The sequence below is a fragment of the Pseudomonas sp. KU43P genome, from assembly GCF_033095865.1.
Classification (GTDB): Bacteria; Pseudomonadota; Gammaproteobacteria; order Pseudomonadales; family Pseudomonadaceae; genus Aquipseudomonas.
The window spans coordinates 4735518-4750537 of record NZ_AP019365.1 but is presented as its reverse complement, the minus strand read 5'-3'; the positions used below and the strand labels follow the sequence as shown (position 1 = coordinate 4750537).

General features: G+C 61.8%; 14 protein-coding genes. 10 read left to right on the top strand and 4 right to left on the bottom strand.

Annotated features, from left to right (window positions below):
* Positions 1-193: 193 nt before the first annotated feature.
* Positions 194-865: a response regulator gene (locus KU43P_RS21710; RefSeq protein ID WP_317659518.1), complete on the top strand. Its 672-nt coding sequence runs from the start codon at positions 194-196 to the stop codon at positions 863-865.
* Positions 858-2237: a sensor histidine kinase gene (locus tag KU43P_RS21705; protein ID WP_317659516.1), complete on the top strand. Its 1380-nt coding sequence runs from the start codon at positions 858-860 to the stop codon at positions 2235-2237. The genes KU43P_RS21710 and KU43P_RS21705 overlap by 8 nt, the downstream gene beginning before the upstream one ends.
* A 38-nt stretch (positions 2238-2275) precedes the next feature.
* Here the strand turns inward: KU43P_RS21705 and KU43P_RS21700 are convergent, their stop codons facing one another.
* Together KU43P_RS21700 and KU43P_RS21695 are read right to left on the bottom strand one after the other, a co-directional pair.
* Complete coding sequence (locus tag KU43P_RS21700) at positions 2276-3082, bottom strand: HDOD domain-containing protein (RefSeq protein WP_317659514.1); 807 nt, start codon at positions 3080-3082, stop codon at positions 2276-2278.
* Positions 3083-3113: 31 nt separating this feature from the next.
* A complete protein-coding gene (locus KU43P_RS21695) occupies positions 3114-4055 on the bottom strand; it encodes a YgfZ/GcvT domain-containing protein (protein ID WP_317659512.1) in 942 nt (313 codons plus the stop codon).
* Between the two features lie 133 nt (positions 4056-4188).
* On the opposite strand from KU43P_RS21695, the gene KU43P_RS21690 reads away from it, so the two are divergent.
* Both KU43P_RS21690 and KU43P_RS21685 read left to right on the top strand, forming a co-directional pair.
* Positions 4189-4443 (top strand): succinate dehydrogenase assembly factor 2, encoded by a 255-nt coding sequence (locus KU43P_RS21690; protein ID WP_317659511.1) that lies wholly within the window; start codon positions 4189-4191, stop codon positions 4441-4443.
* Complete coding sequence (locus KU43P_RS21685) at positions 4427-4906, top strand: protein YgfX (RefSeq protein ID WP_317659509.1); 480 nt, start codon at positions 4427-4429, stop codon at positions 4904-4906. Before KU43P_RS21690 ends, KU43P_RS21685 begins: the two co-directional genes overlap by 17 nt.
* 55 nt (positions 4907-4961) lie before the next feature.
* Here the strand turns inward: KU43P_RS21685 and nadB are convergent, their stop codons facing one another.
* Positions 4962-6566: an L-aspartate oxidase gene (nadB, locus tag KU43P_RS21680; protein WP_317659507.1), complete on the bottom strand. Its 1605-nt coding sequence runs from the start codon at positions 6564-6566 to the stop codon at positions 4962-4964.
* Between the two features lie 435 nt (positions 6567-7001).
* On the opposite strand from nadB, the gene rpoE reads away from it, so the two are divergent.
* From rpoE to KU43P_RS21660, 4 genes are all read left to right on the top strand, one after another.
* Complete coding sequence (gene rpoE, locus KU43P_RS21675) at positions 7002-7583, top strand: RNA polymerase sigma factor RpoE (protein ID WP_003252049.1); 582 nt, start codon at positions 7002-7004, stop codon at positions 7581-7583.
* A 31-nt stretch (positions 7584-7614) separates the two neighbouring features.
* Positions 7615-8208, top strand: a complete 594-nt coding sequence (locus KU43P_RS21670) for a sigma-E factor negative regulatory protein (RefSeq protein ID WP_317659500.1) — start codon at positions 7615-7617, stop codon at positions 8206-8208.
* A 12-nt stretch (positions 8209-8220) separates the two neighbouring features.
* Positions 8221-9186: a MucB/RseB C-terminal domain-containing protein gene (locus tag KU43P_RS21665; protein ID WP_317659499.1), complete on the top strand. Its 966-nt coding sequence runs from the start codon at positions 8221-8223 to the stop codon at positions 9184-9186.
* A gap of 182 nt (positions 9187-9368) precedes the next feature.
* Complete coding sequence (locus tag KU43P_RS21660) at positions 9369-10802, top strand: DegQ family serine endoprotease (protein ID WP_411567267.1); 1434 nt, start codon at positions 9369-9371, stop codon at positions 10800-10802.
* Between the two features lie 76 nt (positions 10803-10878).
* Here KU43P_RS21660 and KU43P_RS21655 read toward each other — a convergent pair whose 3' ends face one another.
* Complete coding sequence (locus KU43P_RS21655) at positions 10879-12069, bottom strand: hypothetical protein (RefSeq protein WP_317659495.1); 1191 nt, start codon at positions 12067-12069, stop codon at positions 10879-10881.
* A 250-nt stretch (positions 12070-12319) separates the two neighbouring features.
* Between KU43P_RS21655 and lepA the strand changes: the two genes are divergently transcribed.
* Together lepA and lepB are read left to right on the top strand one after the other, a co-directional pair.
* Complete coding sequence (gene lepA / locus KU43P_RS21650; protein WP_317659493.1) at positions 12320-14119, top strand: translation elongation factor 4; 1800 nt, start codon at positions 12320-12322, stop codon at positions 14117-14119.
* Positions 14120-14124: 5 nt separating this feature from the next.
* Positions 14125-14979: a signal peptidase I gene (gene lepB / locus KU43P_RS21645; protein WP_176511018.1), complete on the top strand. Its 855-nt coding sequence runs from the start codon at positions 14125-14127 to the stop codon at positions 14977-14979.
* Positions 14980-15020: the final 41 nt, after the last annotated feature.

Sequence of the window (15020 nt, the reverse complement as noted above, 5' to 3'; positions counted from 1 at the left end):
GGCTCCGTTTATTGTTCTTATTCGTTGCACCTTGCTGGTGCTTTTTTCGGCGCGTAGAGCGACCGTGGTGCGATGCTAGGCAATCAACCTTTCGCTAACCTTTCAGCACGAAAGGTTTGTCACAAGGGGCTTCACAGGCCGGGCGACAGCGGTACACTCCGCGCCACCGCCCCACCCGAGCAGGGAGAATCCGATGCGTGTGCTGCTGGTCGAAGACCACCTGCAACTGGCTGAAAGCGTGGCCATGGCCCTTAAAAGCCATGGCCTGACCGTGGATGTATTGCACGATGGCGTGGCCGCGGACCTGGCCTTGGCCAGCGAGGAATATGCCGTTGCCGTGCTCGACGTGGGTTTGCCGCGCATGGATGGCTTCGAGGTGCTGGCGCGCCTGCGCAGCCGTGGCAAGACCCTGCCAGTGCTGATGCTCACCGCGCGCAGCGACGTGAAGGATCGTGTGCACGGTCTGAATCTTGGTGCCGATGATTACCTGGCCAAGCCCTTCGAGCTGACCGAGCTGGAGGCGCGGGTCAAGGCTCTGCTGCGGCGCAGTGTGCTCGGTGGCGAGCGCCAGCAGCGTTGCGGGCCGTTGGTGTATGACCTCGATACCCGCCGCTTCACCCTGGGAGAGGACAACCTGACGCTGACCTCCCGCGAGCAGAGCGTGCTCGAAGCGCTGATCGCCCGGCCTGGTCGGGTCATGAGCAAGGAGCAGCTCGCCGCCCAGGTGTTCGGCCTGGATGAGGAAGCCAGCCCCGATGCCATCGAAATCTACATTCATCGGCTGCGCAAGAAGCTTGATGGCCACCCAGTGGCCATCGTGACTTTCCGTGGCCTCGGTTACCTGCTCGAGCATCGCGATGCGTGACAACGGTAGCCTGCGTGGGCGGCTGCTGGGCAACCTGGCGCTGCTGCTGGTGGTACTGATGCTGGCCAGCGGGCTGAGTGCCTACTGGAACGGCCGCGAAGCTGCCGACACCGCCTACGACCGCACCTTGCTGGCCTCGGCCAGGACCATCGCCGCCGGCCTGTCACAGCGCGACGGCACCCTCAGTGCGGATGTGCCCTACGTGGCGCTGGACACTTTCGCCTACGACAGCGCCGGACGCATCTACTACCAGGTACTGGACATCAACCAGAAGCTGATTTCGGGCTACGAGAAGTTGCCACCACCGCCGCCCGGCACTCCGCGCACCGACGACTACCCAGCACTGGCGCGTTTCTACAACGCCACCTATCTGGGCCAGGATGTGCGCGTGGTCAGCCTGCTCAAGGCGGTGAGCGAGCCGAACATGAATGGCATGGCGGAAATTCGCGTGGCCGAGACTGAAGAGGCGCGGGTGCGTATGGCGCGTGGGCTGATGGCCGACACCCTGCTGCGTCTGGGCATGCTGGCGCTCGGTGCGCTGGTGATGGTCTGGTTCGCGGTGAGTGCCGCGCTGCGGCCTCTGGAGCGCTTGCGAACGGCGGTGGAAGAGCGCCAGCCGGACGACCTGAGGGCGCTGCCGGTGGTGCAGGTCCAACGGGAGTTGGGGCCCTTGGTGCGAGCGTTGAACCACTTTACTGAACGTCTGCGCGGGCAGTTCGAGCGCCAGGCGCAATTTATCGCCGAAGCTGCACATGAGTTACGTACACCGTTGGCTGCGCTCAAGGCTCGGGTCGAACTGGGCTTGCGTTCGCAGCAGCCCGAGGAATGGCGGCAGACGCTGGAGTCCGCAGCCCAGGGCACCGATCGCCTGACGCATCTGGCCAATCAGCTGTTGTCGTTGGCGCGGGTAGAGAACGGTGCCCGGGCGATTGCCGAAGGCGGGGCCCAGCGCCTCGACTTGAGCCAGCTGGCGCGTGAGCTGGGCATGGCCATGGCGCCGCTCGCCCACAACCGCGGTGTGGCTTTGGCGTTGGAGGCCGAGGCGCCGGTGTGGCTCAAAGGGGAGCCGACCTTGCTCAATGAGTTGCTGAGCAACCTGGTGGATAACGCCCTGGCGCATACCCCGTCGGGGGGCAATGTGATCCTGCGGGTGCTGGCGCCGGCTGTGCTGGAGGTGGAGGATGATGGGCCGGGTATCCCCGAGGACGAGCGCGAGCGGGTGTTCGAGCGCTTCTACCGGCGCAGTGCCCAGGGCAGTGGCCTGGGGCTGGCCATTGTCGGCGAGATCTGCCGGGCGCACCTGGCGCAGATCAGCCTGCATGATGGTGAGAAGGGTGGGTTGAAGGTGCGGGTGAGCTTTATTGCCGATTGATGTGTTGGCAATGCCGGCGACAGGGCCGGTACCGCTGTTCAGCGCAACATGCTGCGGGCTTCGAGCAGCTCGCCGATCTCGAGCTCGGTGCCATACGGCAACCCCAGGTGCCGGTAGGCCGGCAGGGCTGCCAGCGGCCGGCTGCGCCCGCGCTGGCTGAGGCAGCGGGCGATCTGAACCACGTCGATGTAATCGACCTTGTCGGTGCTGCGATCCAGGTCCTGCACCTGGCTCGGCAGGTTGACCAGCTGCTCTGGAAATTCCCAGGAAGAGAGGATCTTGTCCCCCAGCACCGGCTGGATCTGCTCGATCACATAGTGCAGGCAGACCGGGTCGGAAAGCAGCTCGTTATGCTCCTCGGCATAGATCAGTACCGGCAGCGCGCCAATCTGGTGGACCAGCCCGCCCAGGGTGGCCTGGTCAGGTTTGAGTTGGGTGTAGCGCCGGCACAATTCGTAGCTGATGCCTGCAACTTCGAGGCTGTTGGCCCAGATATCGCGAAGCTTCTGCTCGACTGCCGAAGACCGGGCATGGAAGATCTGTTCGATCACCAGGCCGATGGCCAGGTTGCAGCTGTAGTTGATACCCAGACGAGTGATCGCGGTATGCAGGTCGGTGACCTCGACCGCTGCGCGTAGCAGCGGGCTGTTGACCACCTTGATCAGGCGCGCCGAGAGGGCAGCGTCGCGGCCGATCACCTTGCTCAGGGCAGCGACGCTGATTTCCGTGTTCTCGGCGGCCTCGCGGATGCTCAGGGCTACTTCCGGCAAGGTCGGCAAAACCAGGTCATCATTGGCGATGGCAGCGAGCAACTGTGCTTGAACCGTCTCGGCCAGCTTGTTCATTAACTTCTCTACCGCAGTGGTGGCGTGCTGGTCAGCGCTGGATTTCTCGGTCGCGGTCCAGTTCGTAAGGCAGGCTCAGCAGCTCAAGGCGTGGGCCTTGCAGGCTGCCCAGGTGCAGGTTGTCGTCTTCCACTGCGTCGGCGCTCAGTACCGCCAGCAGCTCGCAGCCCTGGCCCGTGCTGGCAGCCAGTACCACTTCGCCAACCGAGGAGCCGTGAGTGGGCGAGAAGATCTCCGCGCCCGGCGCTGGAATCGCCTGCTCGGCGAGTGCCAGGCGATACTGGCGACGTTTGAGCTTGCCCAGGTACTGCATGCGCGCAACGATTTCCTGGCCGGTGTAGCAGCCTTTCTTGAAGCTCACGCCGTCGACCGCCTGCAGGTTGATCATCTGCGGGATGAACAGCTCACGGGTCGGGCCCATGACTTGGCCGATACCCGCGCGGATCTGCCCCAGCAGCCAGTCATTGAGGCTACCTTCAGGCAAGGCCGCGGCCAGCGCCTCGCGCACGTGGGGGGCGTTGTCGGCGGGTACCCACAGCTCGACACGGCCGTCGGAAACCGCGATGGCGATCAGGTTGTCATGGCGTACGGTGGCGCCGGCGCTGGCCGGGACGCTCAGGCCCAGGGCCTGCAGCGCGGCATCGCCCTGTTGCAGGCCGAAGCGCACCCAGGCAGCGCTTTCGTCGCTGAGGGTGGCCTTGGAGAACACGGCGTATTTCTTCAGGTCGGCCAGCTGCGCTTCGAGCAGTTCGCTGGCCATGGCCAGCAGGTAGCCGTTGCCTTCGGGGAGGATGCGGAAGCTCGACTGCATGCGCCCCTTGACCATGCAGCGGGCACCAAGGCCGGCGTGCTCGGGGCTGAGGTAGTTGATGTTGCACGTGAGCTGGCCCTGCAGGAACTTGCCGGCGTCGGAGCCGCGTACGGCGAGGATGCCCTCGTGGGACAGGGGGCTGAAGAAAGCGGAATCGGCCATGGGTCATCGCGGTGGCTAAAGTCTGGCGGCCATCATAGAACGCCGGTAACAAAATAGGTAGGTGACTAGACCAACGCCCGGTGTCGCTCACGGCTTCGCACGGTATACTGCCCGACCATTCGAGGAGGGCCCCATGGTCGAACAAACTGAACTCAACCGGCTTTTCTGGCACAGCCGCCGTGGCATGCTGGAACTGGACGTGCTGCTGGTGCCATTCACCCAGGAGGTCTACCCGACCCTGAGCGACGCCGATCGCGAACTCTACGTTCGCCTGCTGAGCTGCGAGGATCAGGACATGTTCGGCTGGTTCATGGAGCGCACCGAGTCCGAAGACCCGGAGCTGCAACGCATGGTTCGCATCATTCTGGACCGTGTCCAGCCCAAGTGAGTCCTTCGAGTGCCGTTGGCAGGGCTCGCGCCAACTGCTGACGGCCTACCTGGTCTGCCAGGTGCTGGCGCAGATGGCCTTGTGGCCCAGTGCGCTGCCCTGGTGGTCCTGTCTGGCCGTTCTGGCCGTATGCATTGCCCACGCTTGCTGGGCCATTCCCCGACGTATCCTGTTGACTGATCCGCATGCCGTTACCGGCCTGCGCCGAGATGTGCTTGGCTGGCAGGTGTTCAGTCGGGCGCGGGGGTGGCAGCCGGTACGCTTGTGTCGGGACAGCATGGCGCTGCCGGAACTGGTGGTGTTGCGCTTCGTGCGACCGGGGTGCTGGTTTGGCGAGAGTCAATGTATCGCCAGGGATGCCCTGGGGAAAGAGGAGTATCGGCGTTTGCGGGTAAGGCTGAAGTTCAGTCGCCGCCGGTGGGCCGAGTCGGCTTCGTCGCCGGCAAGCCGGCTCCCCCAGTGAGCGCAGCACAGTACCTGTGGGAGCCGGCTTGCCGGCGACGAAGGCACCCTCGATTTCAGTTCGGGCTGAGGATGGTGTCCTTGGCCTCAGACAGCATTCCGGGGTAATCCAGGGTGTAATGCAGCCCGCGGCTTTCCTTGCGCTGCATCGCCGAGCGAATCATCAGCTCGGCCACCTGGGCCAGGTTGCGCAGTTCGATCAGGTCACGGCTGACCTTGTAGTTGCTGTAGAACTCATCGATCTCATCGAGCAGCAGGCGAATGCGGTGCTCGGCGCGCTGAAGGCGCTTGCTGGTGCGCACGATGCCCACGTAGTCCCACATGAAGCGGCGCAACTCATCCCAGTTGTGCGCAATGATCACATCTTCGTCCGAGTCGGTGACCTGGCTGGCATCCCAGCAGGGCAGGGCGCTGGGCATGTCGATCTGCTTCAGGTGCGCCTGGATGTCCGCCGCAGCGGCGCGGCCGTAGACGAAACATTCGAGCAACGAGTTGCTGGCCATGCGGTTGGCCCCATGCAGGCCGGTGAAGCTGGTTTCGCCAATGGCATACAACCCTGGCACATCGGTGTGGCCGCGATCGTCGACCACCACGCCTCCACAGGTGTAGTGGGCCGCCGGCACCACCGGGATCGGTTGCCGGGTGATGTCGATACCAAATGTCAGGCAGCGCTCGTAGACGGTGGGAAAGTGGCTCTTGATGAACTCGACCGGCTTGTGGGTGATGTCCAGGTACACGCAATCCACGCCAAGGCGCTTCATTTCGTGGTCGATGGCACGGGCCACGATGTCGCGCGGGGCCAGTTCCTCTCGTGGGTCGAAACGTGGCATGAAACGCTCGCCGTTGGGCAGGCGCAAAAGGGCACCTTCGCCACGCAGGGCTTCGGTGATCAAGAAACTCTTGGCCTGCGGATGGTACAGGCAGGTCGGGTGGAACTGGTTGAATTCCAGGTTCGCCACGCGGCAACCGGCGCGCCAGGCCATGGCGATACCGTCGCCACAGGCACCATCGGGGTTGCTGGTGTAGAGGTAGACCTTGGCCGCGCCACCGGTGGCGAGCACGGTGAAGCGCGCGCCGAAGGTGTCCACTTCGCCGCTGTTGCGGTTCAGTACATAGGCCCCGAGGCAGCGGTCGCCGGGCAGGCCCAGGCGCCGCTCGGTGATCAGGTCGACCGCCACGCGCTGTTCCAGCAGCTCGATGTTTGGCCGCTGGCGCGCCTGGGCCAGCAGCGTGGTGAAAATGGCCGCGCCCGTGGCATCGGCGGCATGGATGATGCGCCGGTGACTGTGGCCACCTTCGCGGGTGAGATGAAACTCGAAACCGCCGTCGTCGACCCCGTAGTGTTCGTCACGGGTGAACGGCACGCCCTGTTCGATCAGCCATTCGATGGCTTCGCGGCTGTGTTCGACGGTGAAACGCACCGCTTCTTCATGGCACAGGCCGCCGCCGGCATTGAGGGTGTCCTCGACGTGGGACTGCACGGTATCGGAATCGTCCAGTACCGCGGCAACGCCACCCTGGGCCCAGAAGGTCGAACCGTTGGCCAGGTCGCCCTTGCTCAGCACAGCGATGCGCAAGTGGCTGGGGAGGTTCAGTGCCAAGCTGAGACCGGCGGCGCCGCTGCCGATCACCAGGACATCATGTTGGAATTGTTGGCTCATGTCAGGACACTAGTAATCTTGGAAAGGGGCGCGGCACAATAGTCACTCGCAGATGGCATTGTGAAACTATCGTGAATGCAGGTCGGGCTGCCTTTATAGCAGCCTGCGGTAGCCAATTTCCATGCCATCTACGAGGTTGGGGCGATCTTCGTGGGAACTTTCCTACACGGCTGGAAATCCTATGAAGGCTGCCCGTGCGCCAAATTTTCGCGCGGCGACGCGTGGCGGCGGCTCTATCCGGGCTGACACCTGCGTATCCGAAACCTGATTATCGACGCAGCCGGCCGTGCCCGCGCCGCGTCTTCCGTGCGAGCCGACCAAGGGCCGCAGGAAACTTGCTTGGAGGAGAGAACTTTTGCGAAAAGCCCGAGTCTATGTTTGCAAGCCTGAACGATGGCTTTTGCAACGCTCCTTCAAGTTCACTGAGGAGTGTTCATGCTAACCCAGGAAGAGGATCAGCAGCTTGTCGAGCGTGTACAGCGCGGCGACAGGCGAGCGTTCGATCTGTTGGTGCTGAAGTATCAGCACAAGATTCTCGGGTTGATCGTGCGGTTCGTTCACGATACCCACGAGGCCCAGGATGTGGCGCAGGAAGCCTTTATCAAGGCCTACCGTGCGCTTGGCAATTTCCGCGGAGACAGTGCGTTTTATACCTGGCTGTACCGCATCGCCATCAACACGGCGAAGAACTACCTGGTGTCCCGTGGAAGACGGCCACCAGACAGCGATGTGAGCTCCGAGGATGCGGAGTTTTACGACGGCGATCATGGTCTCAAGGATCTCGAGTCCCCAGAACGCTCCCTGTTGCGGGATGAAATCGAAGGCACTGTCCATCGCACCATCCAGCAGCTGCCCGAAGATTTGCGCACGGCGTTGACCCTGCGCGAGTTTGACGGGTTGAGTTACGAAGACATTGCGAGCGTCATGCAATGTCCGGTGGGTACCGTGCGCTCTCGAATCTTCCGCGCTCGGGAGGCCATAGACAAAGCCCTGCAGCCGTTGTTGCAGGAAACCTGAGACAGCGGCGACAGCCAAGAGAGGAACCGCCATGAGTCGTGAAGCTTTGCAGGAATCGCTGTCCGCGGTGATGGATAACGAAGCGGACGAACTGGAACTGCGTCGGGTGTTGAACGCCGTCGACGATGCCGAAACCCGTGCCACCTGGTCGCGTTACCAGGTAGCCCGTGCAGCCATGCACAAGGAGTTGCTGCTGCCCAAGCTGGATATCGCCTCGGCGGTGTCTGCCGCACTGGCTGACGAAGCCGTGCCGGCCAAGGTCAAGCAAGGCCCGTGGCGCAGCATTGGCCGCCTGGCCGTTGCCGCCTCGGTAACCGTTGCTGTACTGGCGGGTGTGCGCATGTTCAACCAGGACGAAATTACCGGTGCCGAGCTGGCTTCTTCCCAGCAGCCTGCGCAACAAGGCTTGACCATGCCACAAACTCAAGGCCCGGCCGTTTTGGCAGGCTATAGTGAGAGCAGTGAGCAACCGACCGGGCCGATGGCTAACGGTGTGCTGCAGAATCAGGCCGGCTGGGATCAGCGTCTGCCAGGTTATCTGCGCCAGCACGCCCAGGAGTCCGCGCTCAAAGGCACTGAAACCGCATTGCCTTATGCCCGCGCCGCCAGCCTGGAAAACCGCTAAGTAAGGAGGATCATGCGCGCGCTACCTCTCCTGTCGCTGCTGATAGGCAGCTGCGTGATGGTGCCAGCGTTGGCAGCCAACTCTTCGCCAGAGGCGAGTGAGTGGTTGAACAAGCTGGCACAGGCCGAGCAAAAGCAGAGTTATCAGGGCTCCTTCGTCTACGAACGTAACGGCAGCTTTTCTTCCCACGATATCTGGCATCGAGTTCAAGACGGCAAGGTCAGCGAGCGGCTACTGCAGCTCGATGGCGCTGCCCAGGAAATCGTGCGCGTGGATGGCAAGGTGCAGTGCGTCAGTGGTGCTCTGGTCAGTGGCGTAGGCACGCCACCTGACGCTGCTGCGCGTGTGCTCGATCCCCTCAAGCTGATGAGCTGGTACGACCTGCGCCTTGCAGGCAGGGCAAGGGTCGCCGGGCGGGATGCGGTAATCGTTACCCTGACCCCGCGGGACCAGCACCGCTACGCCTTCGAATTGCACCTGGATCGCCAGACGGGGCTGCCTTTGCGCTCATTGATGCTCAATGACAAAGGGCAGTTGCTCGAGCGCTTCCAGATGACTCGTCTGGATACCGATAATCCGCCCAGCGACCGGGACTTGAACCCGAGCGAGGCATGCAAGCCCGTGCAGCACGTGGCCAGCACCAAGGCCGAGGCTGTCGCCGGCTGGCGTTCGGACTGGCTCCCCGACGGTTTCGAGCTGATCAACAGCACGGTGCGTCGTGACCCTTCTCGTGACAGCACCATCAGCAGCCTGATGTATGACGATGGCCTGGCGCGATTCTCCGTGTTTCTTGAGCCCGTGAAGGACGATTCCGGCGCTGATGTGCGCACTCAGCTTGGCCCGACCGTTGCGGTTTCGCGCCGCCTGAATACGCCCAAGGGCAAGGTTATGGTCACCGTGGTCGGGGAAATTCCGCTGGGCACCGCAGAGCGCATCGCGCTGTCGATGCGGCCCCAGGATGCTCAGGCGCGCCAGTGATGGCGCGTTTTTCGTGGCCCGTGCCAAGCCTTGCGAAGCTGCGGCTGAAATGAAATTAAAGCATTGTCATTTGCAATCCATCGGCAAATTTTCTATAGGTCAGGCTTCTTGGAGTCTGGCCTTTCCTGCTTCTGCAGGGGTCTTACGCTAACTACGCTCGTTGTGACGGGAGCCGTATGTCAATACCACGCTTGAAATCCTACCTAACGATGTTCGCCGCCGTGCTGATGCTCGGCCAGGCGCTCAGCGCCCAGGCCGATGAAGCCCTGCCGGACTTCACTACACTGGTCGAGCAGGCCTCGCCGGCCGTGGTCAACATCAGTACCAAGCAGAAGCTGCCAGATCGCCGCGTCGCCGCAGGGCAGATGCCGGACCTCGAAGGCCTGCCGCCGATGTTTCGCGAATTCTTCGAGCGCAACATGCCGCAGCAGCCGCGTTCGCCGCGCGGTGATCGCCAGCGTGAGGCGCAGTCGCTGGGCTCGGGCTTCATCATTTCCAGCGACGGTTATGTGCTGACCAACAACCACGTGGTTGCCGATGCCGACGAAATCATCGTCCGCCTGTCGGACCGCAGCGAGTTGCAAGCCAAGCTGGTCGGCACCGACCCGCGTACCGACGTGGCCCTGCTCAAGGTCGAAGGCAAGGACCTGCCGACCGTCAAGCTGGGTGACTCCGAGAAGCTCAAGGTCGGTGAGTGGGTGCTGGCCATCGGCTCGCCATTCGGCTTCGACCACTCGGTAACCAAAGGTATCGTCAGTGCCAAGGGCCGTACCTTGCCCAATGACACCTACGTACCGTTCATCCAGACCGACGTTGCCATCAACCCGGGCAACTCCGGCGGGCCGCTGTTCAACATGAAAGGCGAAGTGGTGGGGATCAACTCACAGATCTTCACCCGTTCGGGCGGTTTCATGGGGCTGTCCTTCGCCATCCCGATCGACGTGGCGATCGATGTGTCCAACCAGTTGAAGAAGGACGGCAAAGTCAGCCGTGGATGGCTGGGCGTGGTGATCCAGGAGGTCAACAAGGACCTGGCTGAATCCTTCGGCCTGGACAAGCCGGCTGGCGCCCTGGTGGCCCAGGTGCTGGAAGACGGCCCTGCAGCCAAGAGCGGCCTGCAGGTGGGCGATGTGATCCTGAGCATGAATGGCCAGCCAATCGTCATGTCGGCCGACCTCCCGCACCTGGTCGGTACCCTGAAGGACGGCGAAAAGGCCAAGCTCGAGATCATCCGCAACGGCAAGCGCCAGAATCTGGATGTGACCATTGGCGCGATGCCGGATGACGACGCCGATATCGGTACCGGCACGGGTGCCGATGGTAGCGCTGAGCGCAGCAGCAACCGCCTGGGCGTGTCCGTGTCGGACCTGACCGCCGAGCAGAAGAAGTCGCTGGAGCTGAAGGGGGGCGTGGTCATCAAGGAAGTTCAGGATGGTCCGGCAGCGATGATTGGCCTGCGTCCGGGTGACGTGATCAGTCACTTGAACAACCAGGCGATCGCTTCGGCCAAGCAGTTCACCGAAATCGCCAAGGACCTGCCGAAGAACCGCTCGGTGTCGATGCGTGTGCTGCGTCAAGGGCGAGCGAGCTTCATCACCTTCAAGCTGGCTGAATAAAACTGCCCAACCTACTGTGCAGTAGTCAGGCAAGCCCGGTGGTCAATGACCCCCGGGCTTTTTCATTGAAATTGAATCAGTTCTGAATTGCCGCAACGGTGCCGATCAGGCCGATACTTGCCGTCGCATTGTAGGCGAACAAGGTATTTGCTCCTCTGTTCAAAGTCAGCATGGCATCGGGGATGCCAATGAGCTGAGCTGAAGGGAGGTAGTCAGGGTCTGTCGAGCCATCCATGAGGTACCTTTTGTGTTCCAGCCTTGCGCCCGTACCGAATGTGATCAGTCGCCCAGCGGGATCGAGTGATGCGCTGTGCCAAGCGCGTGCTGCGCTATCGAGCAACGGGTCTCCATTGTTGAAGTTTTGGTCCGGCGCGCCCAGGGCAGTGAACTGCCAGACCATGGCCTGGCTAACCGAGTCATCTTGCGCACTGCCCACGACGATCAAATGGCCGTCTGGCCTCTGGATTAAAGCCTTGACGTGTGTGGACCGATTTTCAACTTTCACTATGATCGAGCCGTTGTTGCCGAACATCGGATCGAGCTTCCCATCAACCGTATAACGGGCAATGAAACTTTCATCTGGCAGCCCGGTTTGAAGGCGGATACCGCTCAGGTAAAAAACCGTGTCCAGTTGAATCAGCCCAGTGATTTCCAGTTCGCCTGGCGTAAGTCCAATTTCGATGAAGGATCCATCTGGAAAACTCGGGTCGCCGGCGAGATTCAAGCGATAGACACGGGGATTCGGTGTTGGTTGACCTGGGATGCCGTAAAAGGTGAGGGCAGCCATGAAATGAGGACCCAAGGCTGTCAGTCGCCCGCTACCGATCACAGCGGCAGCACCATCTGGCGCCTCAAGTTTGAAAGAAGGAGTGGGGCCTTGGCCATTCGGCTCCAGTATCAGGTAATGAGGCTGGGGAAAGGGGCGTGCCGGATCTGCGGTAAGCCCCAGCAGGATGATCGGCCCATCGGCAAGCGCGATCAGTGCTTCGGGCTGAGCATGTTCGTTGGCATTGAATCTGCCCGCTACCACGCCATCAATTCCGAATGACATGTCCTGCGAGCCATTCGGCGCTAGCCGGATGATCCCGCAATGCCTCCCGCCGCGCTCGTCGAGTGCCAAGGCACTGATCAGGATGTTGTCGTCTTGCAGTGTCAAACCGGCAAAGTTTCGGGGTAGCCAGGCACCAAAAAAAGGCGGAGTTTCGGCATAGCCGTCTTGACCAAATGATCGATCATAGTCGCCTGCCTGCACGCTGGATCTGGGCATCTGCATGCTCCTCGTGAAATGTTTTTAGTGATCGTTCCGTATACATGAGCGATTTCATTAATCTAAAGGCGGTTTCAGGTGAGGAAAACTGGCAGAAATGACAGGCTATGCACGCGCAAGGAGAGGGAATGTGGCAGACCTTTTGGCGGCCTTACGGCGAGCAAGCGTGCAGCTCGTTTCGGCTTCAGGTACAATTCCCGGCTATTTTTCGGCGGGCGTTCCGGCTCGCAGCCTTTTCGAGTGTTGACCCGTGAGTGATTTGAGTCATATCCGCAATTTCTCCATCATCGCCCACATCGACCATGGCAAGTCGACACTGGCCGACCGTTTCATCCAGATGTGCGGTGGCCTGTCGGCGCGCGAAATGGAAGCCCAGGTCCTGGACTCCATGGACCTCGAGCGCGAGCGCGGTATCACCATCAAGGCCCACAGCGTCACGCTCAACTACAAGGCGCAGGACGGCAAGGTCTACCAGCTCAACTTCATCGACACCCCCGGCCACGTCGACTTCACCTACGAAGTCTCGCGCTCGCTGGCAGCCTGTGAAGGTGCCTTGCTGGTGGTGGACGCAGGCCAGGGCGTCGAAGCCCAGTCCGTGGCCAACTGTTACACCGCGATCGAGCAGGGCCTTGAGGTCATGCCGGTCCTGAACAAGATGGACCTGCCGCAGGCCGACCCGGACCGCGTCAAGGACGAGATCGAGAAGATCATCGGCATCGACGCCACCGACGCTGTGGCCTGCAGCGCCAAGAGCGGCATGGGCGTGGATGAGGTGCTCGAGCGCCTGGTACAGACCATCCCTGCGCCGGAAGGCGACATTGATGCGCCCTTGCAGGCGCTGATCATCGATTCCTGGTTCGACAACTACTTGGGCGTCGTCTCGTTGGTGCGCGTGCGCCACGGCCGCGTCAAGAAGGGCGACAAGATTCTGGTCAAGTCCACCGGCAAGCTGCACCTGGTCGACAGTGTGGGCGTGTTCACGCCCAAGCACACCCAGACCGCCGACCTGAAAGCCGGTGAAGTGGGCTTCATCATCGCCAGCATCAAGGACATCCACGGTGCACCGGTCGGTGACACCCTGACCCTGTCCAGCACCCCTGAAGTCGAAGTGCTGCCGGGCTTCAAGAAAATCCAGCCGCAGGTCTACGCCGGCCTGTTCCCGGTCAGCTCCGACGACTTCGAAGACTTCCGCGATGCCCTGCAGAAGCTGACCCTGAACGACTCGTCGCTGCAGTACATGCCGGAAAGCTCCGACGCCCTGGGCTTCGGCTTCCGTTGCGGCTTCCTGGGCATGCTGCACATGGAGATCATCCAGGAGCGCCTGGAGCGCGAATACGACCTGGACCTGATCACCACTGCGCCGAGCGTGATCTACGAGCTCGAGCTCAAGACCGGCGAAACCATCGTCGTCGACAACCCGTCGAAGCTGCCGGATGTATCGGCAGTCGCAGACTTCCGCGAGCCGATCGTCACCGCGACCATCCTGGTGCCGCAGGAGCACCTGGGCAACGTCATCACCCTGTGCATCGAGAAGCGTGGCGTGCAGCGCGACATGCAGTTCCTCGGTAGCCAGGTGCAGGTGCGTTACGACATGCCGATGAACGAAGTGGTGCTGGACTTCTTCGACCGTCTGAAGTCGACCAGCCGCGGCTATGCTTCGCTGGACTATCATTTCGATCGCTACCAGTCGGCTAACCTGGTCAAGCTGGATGTACTGATCAACGGCGACAAGGTCGATGCCCTGGCATTGATCGTTCACCGCGACAACGCGGCCTACAAAGGCCGTGCGTTGACCGAAAAGATGAAGGAACTGATCCCTCGGCAGATGTTCGATGTGGCGATCCAGGCAGCCATTGGCGGCCAGATCATCGCGCGGACCACGGTCAAGGCGCTCAGAAAGAACGTACTGGCCAAGTGCTACGGCGGTGACGTCAGCCGTAAGAAGAAGCTGCTGGAGAAGCAGAAGGCCGGTAAGAAACGCATGAAACAGGTCGGCAACGTGGAAATTCCACAAGAAGCCTTCCTCGCCGTGCTCAGGTTGGATAGCTAGGTCCTATGTCGCTAAATTTCCCGCTGTTGCTAGTCATCGCCGTAGCCGTCTGCGGTCTGTTGGGCTTGATCGACCTGCTGTTCCTGGCCCCGCGCCGGCGGGCGGCAGTCGCCAACTACCAGGGTAGCGTCAACCAGCCAGAAATGGCCGTGGTCGAGCGCCTGAACAAGGAACCGCTGCTGGTGGAGTACGGCAAGTCGTTCTTCCCGGTGCTGTTCATCGTGCTGGTGTTGCGTTCGTTCCTGGTCGAGCCGTTCCAGATTCCGTCCGGGTCGATGAAACCGACCCTGGAAGTGGGCGACTTCATCCTGGTGAACAAGTTCTCCTATGGCATCCGCCTGCCGGTGATCGACAAGAAGGTCATCGAGGTCGGTGACCCGCAGCGCGGCGATGTGATGGTGTTCCGCTACCCGAGCGACCCGAACGTCAACTACATCAAGCGTGTGGTTGGCCTGCCGGGTGATCAGGTGCGCTACACCAGCGACAAGCGGTTGTTCGTCAATGGCCAGCCGATCGCCGAACAGCTGGTCGGCGCCGAGCCAGGCACCTTGGGCAGTGCCGAGCTGTACAAGGAAAAACTCGGCGCTGCCGAGCACCTGATCCGCAAGGAAATGACCCGTTATCGCATGCCGCCGGACCAGCAATGGACCGTGCCGGCCGGCCATTACTTCATGATGGGCGACAACCGCGACAACTCCAACGACAGCCGTTACTGGGATGACCCGAACATTCCCAAGGAACTGCACGGCATGGTTCCGGACCGGAACATAGTCGGCAAGGCCTTCGCGGTATGGATGAGCTGGCCAGAGCCAAAACTCAGCCACCTGCCCAACCTGTCGCGGGTCGGCCTGATCCATTGATACCCATCGGCGCTGTCCTGAAGACAGCGCCGAATGCATTT